Below are 11,096 nucleotides of genomic sequence, written 5' to 3' on the forward strand. Positions count from 1 at the left end.
TATTTATATTGAATAAACATCAGAATTCTAACAAAAAAAAGGAAGGTCTTTTCGAAAATAGGATATTACCTATCATCACTGTTCTTTCAGGTGTAATTCTACTAGTGTACAAAGGGTTAGAATTTATTTCAAAGTATGTACTACTTTTAATCTTATTTGCCCTAATTATTGCTTCTTTATACTTATTGTTTATGCGAGAAATAGTTGGTGCTGCTATTGGATTTATTTTTGCAGCTCTTGGATATTATATGTATAAAATTATTTTTAAACAAAAAAAGAAATAGCGGATAAACAAATCATAAAGATGTAATTTAAAAGAGAATGCTTTTACGCATTCTCTTTTAAATTACCCTCTTTTATATACTTATATGGGATCGCCTCTATAAGTTTTTCTAATCCATTTACATTTTGAGTTAATGCACCTTTCACAAGAGAGAAATCTGTATTTGATTCTTCTTTTTTTTCTTTAAAAAACGAAGACTTTTCTACATTGACTTCAGCCATCTCTTCTCCCCCTTTTCAAAAAGATACAACCTTTTATTTATATTATATAGCAAATGTAGAAAGAGTGTACACTTATGATTTTCTTTTTAATTCTTCTTCTAATTCTTCTACTTGCTGCAACGTATCCCCTTTTATTAAAGAGAAATCTGTTGTATCTTCGTTACCTTCTTTAAAAAAATCATTGTCATAATCTTTTACCACTACAATCACCTCTACATGCTAGTGTAGGAATGATTGTCCAATTTTATTCAACTTTGTCGGATTTTGTTTTTAATTTATGTATAGAAGAAAAGGACAGAAAAAGATTCTGTCCTTATTTACTAAAATAACTATGATGTATTGTTAAATTATATACATTTTCAAAATCCCGATCTTGCAGGTTATTTTTCTTTCCATCAATAACAATGAAAACGTCACTTACTATTTTTGCTGGTATAATCCCGACATTTTCTACTTGCACCGCTTTCTGCTCATTCAATTGCTCGATATGTTCTAACGGAACGATAATACTAAATTGCGAGCGAATACCACGAAAGTTTGTATTTAATTCTTTCGCGGCTTCAAAAACAACAATTTTCGCACCAATCTTTTCCCCATATGAATCTAAAAATGCATTTAAGCTCTTTGTATATTCCTCTTCCGTATGCCATTCCATCGTACCGAATACTGCTGGATTAACATTTTGAATAATTGTCGTGTATATTTCTCCTCTCGCTTTAGATGCAATTAATGATCGTTTTATTGATTGAACTGTCTTGCCAATATCGCTAAATTTCGCACCCCATATTTCAGAAATATTAGGTGTTAAAATGAACGCAATATCAACAAAAATAACCATTGCAGTAAACATTAAAAGATTTTTCCAGAGGGTTAAATCAATTCCTTTTATCATGAAATACACGGTGACAGATATGATAAACAAACCATACCAAGTCTTTCTAATACGTTGCTTTTTCTCCTCGTACAACTCCTCATTTTTCCAATAAAAGAAAACAAGGACTACAAAGACAATCGCTAAAACAAATAAGCCAATTCGAATGTTAGAGATCATTAATCACATCACCCTCCATTCAAAAACTACTCACGATATCATTACATGCGCAAGCTGCTCTCTTTATGACAAAAGACGTGGACAAGCTTCTAAAATTAGCTACATCGCATATACATTAGAAAGTACCACGTCTTTTATCCTGTTATTTGTGGGCAGTAAGACCCCCACTGATTAAAATTTCACTTTACCATGAGTCTATATTGTATATGTAGACAAGCATTCATTTCAAATTTTCGTATTAAAAAGAAATATGTTTCGGAATTTCCCCTTCAGGTACTTCTCCATCCATACTTAAATAATAATGACGAATCGGACGTAAGTTTTCGTCTAATTCATAAACAAGCGGAATGCTAGTGGGAATATTTAATGAAACTACACCATCACTTGAAAGGTTGTCTAAATATTTTACTAGCGAGCGAATTGTGTTACCGTGTGATGAAATAATTACTTTATTACCACTTTTTAATGTCGGCGCAATTTCTGAATGCCAATAAGCAAGTACTCTCTTCTCCGTATCCTCTAAACATTCAGTTAATGGAAATTCACCTTTTTTGAGTGTTTTATATCTTGGATCGGTCGCTTCATATCGAGGATCGTCTTCAGTAAGAGCCGGTGGTCTTACATCAACACTTCTTCTCCAAATATGAACTTGCTCCTCACCATATTTTTGTGCAGTTTCATCTTTATTCAGCCCTTGCAATGCACCATAATGTCTTTCATTTAGCTTCCAAGATTTATGTATTGGAACCCAAGTAAGATCCATCTCATGAAGTACAATCCATAACGTCCGAATTGCGCGTTTTAATACAGATGTATAAGCCACATCAAAAGTATATCCGTTTGTCTTTAATATTGCTCCTGCTTCTCTCGCTTCACTTAATCCATTCTCTGATAGATCAACATCTGTCCATCCAGTAAAGCGATTTTCAAGATTCCATAAGCTTTGTCCGTGACGAATAAGTACAAGTTTTATCATTATAATTCCCCTTTCGGAAATGTGAATTTTATTGTTCCATTGCGTACACGTATAAAGTATCTAGTAATGTATCTTTTTATCCATTCACTCTATGACCAAATCATAGTTGCCAAATGTATGGATAAAATTTGTTCTTTTTCAAACGATAAAAACAGAAGTTTTTTCATTATTTTTGATCGACTGGTAGTTCACGTTTCGTTATCCAAGCATCAAAACCTGATCGGCTATTTGCCATTTCATTCATAACTTGGTGCCAATTGTCCTCACATGATTCACCAAATTTTGAAAAAATAGCACCCATTTGTTGTCTTTGTACATCACTCAGTTTTTTCTCTAAATCTGTACCTTTTTCTGTTAAAGACAACTGTTTCACACGTCGATCATGCATAGCTTCATTACTCTCAATTAAGCCCTTTTCCACAAGTTGACGTAGCGGTCCGTGGAGAGCTTGTTTACTTATTTCTAATAGTGATAATAACTCATTTACACTTATCCCTGGAAAACGTGCGATAAAAAATAAAATTCGATGATGTACTCGTTGAATGCCATATTCTTTTATAATTTCATCTGGCTTTTCAGTAAATGTTTTATATGCAAAATAAAATAATGCTAATGCCTCATTCATCTGTTCTTCTTTATGTTGTGTCATCTACTTTCCCCCTGTATGTAAATTATACCACAATCTAGTAATGAATATTTTAATCAACGCATTAGAACTTATTTAGTCTATTGAAACATTCATTGCATAATTAGGAGATGATTCATTTGAAAAAACAATATACTGTAAGTACATATTTATTGGATAGACTACATGAATTAGGAATTGAACATATATTTGGGGTTCCTGGTGATTATAATCTTGCCTTTTTAGATGATGTGGTTGCACATGAAAATTTAAAGTGGATTGGCAATTGTAACGAATTAAATGCTGCATATGCAGCAGATGGGTACGCTCGCATAAAAGGAATCGCTGCTCTTATTACTACTTTCGGAGTTGGAGAATTAAGCGCTATTAACGGTATTGCTGGCTCATATGCGGAAAACGTGCCAGTTATAAAAATCACGGGTACGCCACCAACAAAAGTAATGGAAAATGGAGCAATCGTCCATCATACGTTAGGAGATGGAAAGTTCGATCACTTTTCCAATATGTATCGAGAAATCACTGTGGCACAAACAAATGTAAAACCTGAGCATGCTGCTGAGGAAATTGACCGTGTTTTACGTGCATGTTGGAATGAAAAACGCCCGGTTCATATTAATTTGCCGATTGATGTATATAATAAACCAATTAATAAACCTACAGAACCAATTTTATATAAACCGATTTTAAGTAATAAAGAAGCGTTGGATAAAATGCTACTACATGCCACTTCAATAATAAATAACGCCAAAAAACCTGTAATTTTAGCTGATTTTGAAGTAGATCGATTTCACGCTAAAGAAAATTTACATCAATTTGTAGAAAAAACTGGGTTTCCCATCGCGACGTTAAGTATGGGAAAAGGAATATTCCCAGAAAAACACCCTCAATTTATAGGGATTTATACTGGTGATGTAAGTTCTCCGTACTTGAGAAAAAGAATTGATGAATCTGATTGTATTATTAGTATTGGTGTGAAGTTAACTGATACTATTACAGGCGGCTTCACACAAGGTTTTACAAAAGAACAAGTTATAGAAATCCATCCCTACACTGTGAAAATTATAGATAAAAAATACGGTCCAGTTGTAATGCAGGATGTTTTACAACATTTAAGTGATTCAATTGAGCATCGTAATAAAGATACCCTTGACGTTAAGCCATTTATTTTAGAATCATCACCTTTTACTGAAGAGTTCATTCCAAAAGCACAAATGGTCACACAAAAACGTTTTTGGCAGCAAATGTACCATTTCTTACAAGAAAACGACATCTTAATTGTAGAACAAGGAACACCTTTCTTTGGTAGTGCTGCTATCCCTCTACCTAAAAACACTGCATATGTAGGACAACCGTTATGGGGATCTATCGGATATACATTGCCCGCTCTACTTGGTACACAGCTCGCCAATTTAGCACGGCGCAACATTTTAATTATTGGTGATGGTTCTTTCCAAGTAACTGCCCAAGAGTTATCAACTATACTACGTCAAAATTTAAAACCGATTATATTTTTAATCAATAACAACGGATACACTGTTGAACGTGCCATTCACGGCCAAAACCAACCTTATAATGATATACAAATGTGGGATTACAATAAACTATCAATGGTATTTGGGTCAGAAGAAAAAAGTCTAACATTTAAAGTAGAAAATGAAGCAGAATTAGCAGAAGTCTTAACAAATATAACTTTTTATAAGAATCAACTTATCTTTATTGAAATTATAATGAGCCAAAGCGATCAACCTGAATTGTTAGCTAAACTCGGGAAAAGATTCGGTCAGCAAAATTCTTAATATAAAAGCATAACCTAATTATACAATTGGTAGTGTAAAACTTGTTTTGAGAATAGTTTCGACACTCAAAATACATAAGGAAAAGGATGGAAAGCACCATCCTTTTCTATTTTAAGAGCATTCTTCGACTAACGCCCCGTATGACAAGCAAAAATTCTTAATCCATCTTTAACTTTATAGCTTTTGTCGCAATAAATGTTTTAATATGCTTATCTAATATCCTTGTCCCACCAAAATCATCCTCATAAAAACCTGTTATAGCAAAACCAGCTTCAATTTGGCCTTGAATTTGGTCTTCTAAAGTATGCGCATATTCTATTGTTTGATTTGAATCGATGTAATCTTGAACTTCATCCTCTGGTAAATAATCCAATGTTGATGAAGGAATTGAATGTTTAACATCAAGAATACCTTTTTGTTCTTGGTTATCATCAAAGATCCATAGTAACGGATTTGTAAATCCAGCAATAAGAATACCTTTATTCTTTAAAACCCTAGAAACTTCATTCCATACAAGATGAACATCTTTTACAAACAAATTAGAAACAGGATTTATAACAATATCAAAATATTCATCCTCAAAATCACCAAGGTCTGACATATCTCCTTGTACGGTTTTTAAAGTCAAACCATCCCGTTTTGCTACCTTTTCATCTTGTTCCAATTGCTTCTTAGATATATCAGTAACTGTTACATCTGCTCCAGCAGCAGCTAGAACTGGTGCTTGTTGTCCGCCACCTGATGCTAAGCAAAGTATCTTTAATCCATCTAATGACTTTGGAAACCACTCTCTAGGAACTGATTTTTCCGTAGTGACTGTAATCTCCCATTCACCTGATTTGCTTTTCTCAATAACCTCGCTACTTACAGGCTGCGTGTATCTAGAACCTTCTTCAACCTTCTTATCCCATGCATTACTGTTTTGTTGTGTAATATCCATTGCGATTAGTCCTCCTAACGATCTAGTTGGATTTTAAGTGTAAACTTATTAACTATTTATGCTTTCCTTTTTCTATTAACCCGCCTGATAGTTCATACATAGTTGTCTATATTTATATTAACAGATAAATGCAAAAATTACTAAAAAATTCTAAAAAGACAAAAAATTACACATCTATTCCATTCATTTAAACTAATCATAGAATTGTTAACTTTTAAACAACTCACTTCCACATAAAAAAAGCATTCCAAATCTGTTGACAGTTGGAACGCTTTTTTATGTTATTTAATTTTTCAAGCTTTTAACTAAATCCATTAAACAAATAAGCTATGCTTTTTCTTTTTTATTCAGCAAGAGTTAACTGCCAAGATACACCATACTTATCATTTAACCAGCCAAACTTTTTACTAAACGGATAAGAACCTAAAGGCATGAGAATTGCTCCATCCTGCGCTAATTTATGAAAGACCGTTTCAATTTCTTCTTCTGTCTCACAAGTTACATAAAGAGACATAGCTGGAGTGAATGTAAAATTATGATTTACATAACTATCAATACACATAAACTCTTGGCCATTTAGCGTAAAAGTTGCATGAATTACAGTTCCCTCTTTACCAGGTCCATTTTCATCGTAGCGAGAAATACTTACAATTTCCGATTGATCAAATAGCGACGTATAAAAATTCATTGCTTCCTCAGCTTTGCCTTCAAACATTAAAAACGTAGTAATTTTTTGATTTGTGTTACTCATATGGAGACAGCCCCTTGTTATATATTTATGTAAAACATAAGTCGTCCAAAAACCGAACGTACATTCCTATAAGTGTATTGTCTATAAAAACGATGAGTTTGTCAATTATCTACTTTCTTATTTCTTCTTAAATAATGCTGTCCAAAGAAATGATTCTCCAAACATTTCATTCGGTTGTTTTATTTGTTTCATCCTTCTAATCTCAATTACCTCAAATTCTTTAAATATCTCTCTTAACTTTTCTTCCGAGTATGCAAGACCACCTTGTAGACTCCATTCTCTATATACGTCCCAATCTGTTATTTCTGATCCATTTCGCTCATCTAAATCGCCTGCCGCAAAACATGTTAATCCAAAATAACCACTCGATTTTAATGAGTTTTTAATTAAATCCACATAATTTATTCTTCTATGCGGTGGAATGTGATGCAAACAGCCCGAATCATATACAAAATCAAATTCGTTTTGAACCTCTAAATTAAAAATTGAATCACAAATAAAATGAATTGCTACCCCTTTTGCCAATGCCCTCTCTTTTGCCCAGTTAATGCCTTCTACAGATAAATCCACTGCTGTTACATCAAATCCTTGAGTCGCTAAATAAATGGCATTTCTACCTGGACCACATCCAAGTTCTAATACCTTCCCTTTTGAAACTCTCTCTTTTTGTATATACGAAACTAGATTCTCATCTGGAACATTTTCAAAAAACGGAACATCCTTTTCTCTATTCTCATAAAACTCATTCCAAAATGGTTCTGCAGGTCTTAATAATGAATCAAGCATTTTTAATATGTCTTCTTGTGTGTGTAACGTTTCAGTTTTCATTAATACCCCTCCATGAATTAATAGTCAGAAAATTATTATATATCTTTTTGGACTTTCAAACAAAGAAAAAACTCCTACATTTTGAAGTGAACCCCGAAAACGGGACACCTATCAAAACACCTAAACCACCTTTCATTTGGTGCGGATGCATCGAATTGGCGTTCCAATCGATGAGGGGCTACTACTGGCTCCGCACCACTGATATATTTCTTTTTCTTTCGACCAACTTTTGAGAGAATCTGATTTTGCCTCATGATTCATAATACTTTTTTATGATTTACACACAGCCCCATTTTCCGAAGAGTTGCGGTCACTCTTCGATATCCATATCGTAATTTATGCCGAAGACAAACATCCTTTATTTTCTCTTCTATCCCTTAGGTCCACTGTTCGTTATAACCAACGATAAAATGTAGACCGGGGTAATTCTAATACATTACACAATTCTTTTACCGTTAGTTTTTTTTTAATCGGTCCATAAAGTAACTACAGTTTCCGGGTTCAACTTCTTTCGATTTCCAGATACTTTCCCCATATCAGTAATTTTGTTTTTAACTGTTTATTTTCTAACCGTAGCTGTTCCAATTCATTTAACGCTTTTGGCCCTTTTCCATAAGAATATTGTTTTCCTACAGGTTGTTGAAAATGGTACGTTTGACCGGTACGATACCACTTCATCCACGTCTTAATTTGGGAAACATTTTTAATTCCAAAATTCTCCATAATTGTCCGATTGGAATATCCATCCTTTTTCATTTCAACCACTTTCCACTTTATTTCTTCTGGGTAATGAACTCTTGTCTTCAAACCAAAAACACCTCCAGTGAATTCGCATACTAAGTATGCGAATTCAGGAGGTGTTTTTTTCATGTACCACTATTCGGGTTCACTTCAAAAGTTAACTGCTTTTTAATTACAATAACTATTTTGTTTAAATTCACCTTAATTCATATCAATTTTTCTTAACATTCACATTAATAACTGTACAATATAATTAAACTGTTTGTATGAGGGGTGATTATTATGAACTGGAAACAAAAATACAATCCGAAATATCTCTTTTACCGAATGTATAGTTATATTTATAAAGCCCTTGATGATATATCATGGTCCTTAAAATAACGCTTTTGTTCACTTTTTTGATACATTTACGAAACATGCATGTGTTATCTTCATTAAGTCCTTTTCTTTTTATAATGTCGTGTGAGATATACCAACAGAGGAAGCCCTAGATTCCCTAATCCTAGGGCTTTTTTTATAAGAATTTTATACATTTTATTATTTCCACCAACTTTTCAAATTGTATATACATAATATAAAATTTTCATGTTGTTATATTTTTTGATGGTCTCCTATCTTTCCGTAAAAGGCCCTTTTTTCAAATAACGCTTTTGTTTAATTTATATTTAAAAAGTTCCTTTTCATAAAGACTTCCCTTATATGCTATACTCATTCTTAAATAATTGTATAAGGAATGTTAAAAATGGATGATAGACCGTCAAGACAATGGAAATTGCGACAAAAGTTAAGAGCACTGAAAACCAAAAACAACAATGACACAAACCCTTTGTTTAGTGAATGCCTTGAATCCCTAGGAAACGAAACTCTCATTTTCTCCCAAGAAAAAAGCCAGCAGATTGCTACTATTTTAATGAATTCATTTCCTATAACTATCTCGGGAAGAATAGATTGGGAACAGATAGATAATCAATTCATAGCTTCGAACAAAGAACAACTAATTTCCCTTATTAGAGCAAACCAACTAGATTTTGATGAACAGATTTTTATAATATGGGATAACTATGAAATCCCTGTAGTAAGTACAAATCTTGATAAAGTATTCCAATCACTAGTTGACGTTGATGCAGTCAGTTTTTATTACTGGCTATTAGACAAAGAATATAGCTTCGTAATTGAAATAAATGATGAAGAATTGATTAGGGTTGGGTTTCGCTAATACTCTAAGCATATTTCCTCATTCTACTGATCTGCAAAATTTAAATTGTATTATTTATCAAAGACTTAAAATATACGAATGTCACGTAAAACGATTGGTGTTAATCATGTTTATGTTTATAATTACGTTGATTTGGATAACTTGCATTTATAAAATGTAAATATTTTATAAATGCAAGTTAAACAAACATTGTTATATCAAGGTTTGTTTGACCTAACATGTTATATTCTTGATATTAAGACGGTTTTTATGAGCATTTCGTATAAGTGTGATTTAACTGATTAAGACTATTTTTAAAAACGACATATCAGCGATAATTTATGTCTATTCTGTATAAGTGTTAGCAAGATTGTTTGCAAACTTGTTAGCACTTTTTTAAAACTTAAACCAGAGGAGATTCATACAATTTAGTAACAATGTAAAATTGAATTTATCAAGGATAAACCATTTAACAAATAGTTTGCAGCACTGAATGATTTACAAAAGAATACCCATCGATACACTACGAATAAAAATAATGAGCTAATCGAGGGAATATAATTATTTTTATTTAATTCGCACTTGTACTTCTTGTTCTTGTATTACTTGAATGATTAACTCCAATACAATATTTTGTATTAACTGATGCTCATTATCATGAAGTGTACTTTGTTCTGATATGTATTCAATACATTGATATATATACCCTTCTACCAATAAGCTCCCTTTTTCAACTGTAAGTGTATTTTGCCCATTCTTTTTTACCTTTGGTATTAAAAATTCGGTTTTTGTCAAAATAACCTCCTGTTCAACCTCTTTTATTCCTATGACTTTTTCTTTAAATACAACCTTTTCTCGTAAACTAATTTCACCTTTATATCTTCCTAATTCTATTGGTAGTTTCGCTGTAATAAAATTATTTACGTCTTCCCCATTTTCACTCTCTAATATTATACTGTGAATAGGAATCCATGAAGATGCCTCTACCTTATTCTCTTCTTTATTCCCTTTATTTTTTTGGTTATATAATTCAAAATGAATTCTCTTCTCATGAAGATTTAAAGAAACTAATTTACAATAACTATCCGAATGATATTGTTGCACTGTAGTTAATAACTTACAATCTAATTCACGCCCTTCTACACCTTTTTCATCCCTAAATACAAATGCTTCTTGATTTTTAACATTTATTTTTGGAAATATTTTAAAACTAGTTACTTCTGAAAAAATAGAAAATGGAGTTTTGACCACCAGTGAGCGTATTAAAGGCCCTATTTGTGATCCAGACGCTTTACCTTCTTTCTCTAATTTTGATGCTACATATTCTCCCTTTAATTCAGGTGGTATTTCTTCTTTTCCCCCTCTTTTTTCGTGTAAATTATCTTGTATATTCAGCTTTTTATACTTGTAAATTTCATCCCATATCCCCTTACCAATCCATGGATTTTTCATCACCATCCCCCCGTCTGATGAAATTCAAAAAATTTGTTTTTTGTATGTGACCATTTCATCATTATATATGTTGTATAAAAATAAAAAAGAAATTGTCTTTTTAACAAAGACAATTTCTTTTTATTTTTATAGTGCTACTTGTACTTGTTGTACTTGTAAAACTTTTAAAGTAAGATCTAGTACAATTTTTTCACGAAGCGTATCAAATGGTTCGTT

12 protein-coding genes and 1 pseudogene are annotated in these 11,096 nt (G+C 32.3%); 3 read left to right on the top strand and 10 right to left on the bottom strand.

Annotated elements, in window-relative coordinates; translation table 11 throughout:
* Positions 1-8 precede the first annotated feature (8 nt).
* Positions 9-284 (top strand): hypothetical protein, encoded by a 276-nt coding sequence (locus ACS2FK_RS29280; RefSeq protein WP_063547286.1) that lies wholly within the window; start codon positions 9-11, stop codon positions 282-284.
* A 43-nt stretch (positions 285-327) separates the two neighbouring features.
* Here ACS2FK_RS29280 and spoIISB read toward each other — a convergent pair whose 3' ends face one another.
* The 5 genes from spoIISB to ACS2FK_RS29305 all read right to left on the bottom strand — a co-directional run bounded on the left by spoIISB (position 328) and on the right by ACS2FK_RS29305 (position 3,180).
* Positions 328-504, bottom strand: a complete 177-nt coding sequence (spoIISB, locus tag ACS2FK_RS29285) for a stage II sporulation protein SB (protein ID WP_063547285.1) — start codon at positions 502-504, stop codon at positions 328-330.
* 72 nt (positions 505-576) lie between these two features.
* Positions 577-705: a hypothetical protein gene (locus tag ACS2FK_RS29290; protein ID WP_000237819.1), complete on the bottom strand. Its 129-nt coding sequence runs from the start codon at positions 703-705 to the stop codon at positions 577-579.
* 112 nt (positions 706-817) lie between these two features.
* Entirely contained in the window at positions 818-1,555 is a 738-nt protein-coding gene (locus tag ACS2FK_RS29295; protein ID WP_000624977.1) for a type II toxin-antitoxin system SpoIISA family toxin, read from the bottom strand.
* 238 nt (positions 1,556-1,793) lie between these two features.
* Positions 1,794-2,531 (bottom strand): 2,3-diphosphoglycerate-dependent phosphoglycerate mutase, encoded by a 738-nt coding sequence (gpmA, locus tag ACS2FK_RS29300; protein WP_063547284.1) that lies wholly within the window; start codon positions 2,529-2,531, stop codon positions 1,794-1,796.
* 166 nt (positions 2,532-2,697) lie between these two features.
* The gene (locus tag ACS2FK_RS29305) at positions 2,698-3,180 is read right to left on the bottom strand and encodes a MarR family winged helix-turn-helix transcriptional regulator (protein ID WP_000191889.1); all 483 of its coding nucleotides are present in this window, start codon (positions 3,178-3,180) and stop codon (positions 2,698-2,700) included.
* 107 nt (positions 3,181-3,287) lie between these two features.
* Here ACS2FK_RS29305 and ACS2FK_RS29310 point away from each other — a divergent pair, with 107 nt between their 5' ends.
* Positions 3,288-4,973: an alpha-keto acid decarboxylase family protein gene (locus ACS2FK_RS29310; protein ID WP_063547283.1), complete on the top strand. Its 1,686-nt coding sequence runs from the start codon at positions 3,288-3,290 to the stop codon at positions 4,971-4,973.
* A 157-nt stretch (positions 4,974-5,130) separates the two neighbouring features.
* Here the strand turns inward: ACS2FK_RS29310 and ACS2FK_RS29315 are convergent, their stop codons facing one another.
* The 4 genes and pseudogenes from ACS2FK_RS29315 to ACS2FK_RS29330 all read right to left on the bottom strand — a co-directional run.
* Positions 5,131-5,913: a class I SAM-dependent methyltransferase gene (locus ACS2FK_RS29315; protein ID WP_063547282.1), complete on the bottom strand. Its 783-nt coding sequence runs from the start codon at positions 5,911-5,913 to the stop codon at positions 5,131-5,133.
* A gap of 343 nt (positions 5,914-6,256) precedes the next feature.
* A complete protein-coding gene (locus tag ACS2FK_RS29320; protein WP_000072495.1) occupies positions 6,257-6,664 on the bottom strand; it encodes a VOC family protein in 408 nt (135 codons plus the stop codon).
* A gap of 117 nt (positions 6,665-6,781) precedes the next feature.
* On the bottom strand, positions 6,782-7,492 hold the full coding sequence (locus tag ACS2FK_RS29325; RefSeq protein WP_063547281.1) for a class I SAM-dependent methyltransferase: 711 nt from the start codon (positions 7,490-7,492) through the stop codon (positions 6,782-6,784).
* A gap of 122 nt (positions 7,493-7,614) precedes the next feature.
* Positions 7,615-8,299: pseudogene (locus tag ACS2FK_RS29330) on the bottom strand (IS3 family transposase); the annotation flags it as partial.
* 676 nt (positions 8,300-8,975) lie between these two features.
* Between ACS2FK_RS29330 and ACS2FK_RS29335 the strand changes: the two are divergent.
* Positions 8,976-9,449 (top strand): CDI toxin immunity protein, encoded by a 474-nt coding sequence (locus tag ACS2FK_RS29335; protein WP_000342709.1) that lies wholly within the window; start codon positions 8,976-8,978, stop codon positions 9,447-9,449.
* 546 nt (positions 9,450-9,995) lie between these two features.
* Here ACS2FK_RS29335 and ACS2FK_RS29340 read toward each other — a convergent pair.
* Entirely contained in the window at positions 9,996-10,880 is an 885-nt protein-coding gene (locus ACS2FK_RS29340) for a BC_2427 family protein (RefSeq protein ID WP_063547280.1), read from the bottom strand.
* Positions 10,881-11,096: the final 216 nt, after the last annotated feature.

It is taken from the genome of Bacillus cereus group sp. BceL220, assembly GCF_051776965.1.
Lineage (GTDB): Bacteria > Bacillota > Bacilli > Bacillales > Bacillaceae_G > Bacillus_A > Bacillus_A cereus.

What these genes read in the sequence shown, in the direction of transcription:
- ACS2FK_RS29340 (WP_063547280.1), bottom strand. Translation starts at nt 10,880, where the DNA reads ATGAAAAATCCATGGATTGGTAAGGGGATATGGGATGAAATTTACAAG.
- ACS2FK_RS29325 (WP_063547281.1), bottom strand. Translation starts at nt 7,492, where the DNA reads ATGAAAACTGAAACGTTACACACACAAGAAGACATATTAAAAATGCTT.
- ACS2FK_RS29335 (WP_000342709.1), top strand. Translation starts at nt 8,976, where the DNA reads ATGGATGATAGACCGTCAAGACAATGGAAATTGCGACAAAAGTTAAGA.
- gpmA (WP_063547284.1), bottom strand. Translation starts at nt 2,531, where the DNA reads ATGATAAAACTTGTACTTATTCGTCACGGACAAAGCTTATGGAATCTT.
- ACS2FK_RS29320 (WP_000072495.1), bottom strand. Translation starts at nt 6,664, where the DNA reads ATGAGTAACACAAATCAAAAAATTACTACGTTTTTAATGTTTGAAGGC.
- spoIISB (WP_063547285.1), bottom strand. Translation starts at nt 504, where the DNA reads ATGGCTGAAGTCAATGTAGAAAAGTCTTCGTTTTTTAAAGAAAAAAAA.
- ACS2FK_RS29310 (WP_063547283.1), top strand. Translation starts at nt 3,288, where the DNA reads ATGATTCATTTGAAAAAACAATATACTGTAAGTACATATTTATTGGAT.
- ACS2FK_RS29295 (WP_000624977.1), bottom strand. Translation starts at nt 1,555, where the DNA reads ATGATCTCTAACATTCGAATTGGCTTATTTGTTTTAGCGATTGTCTTT.
- ACS2FK_RS29305 (WP_000191889.1), bottom strand. Translation starts at nt 3,180, where the DNA reads ATGACACAACATAAAGAAGAACAGATGAATGAGGCATTAGCATTATTT.
- ACS2FK_RS29315 (WP_063547282.1), bottom strand. Translation starts at nt 5,913, where the DNA reads ATGGATATTACACAACAAAACAGTAATGCATGGGATAAGAAGGTTGAA.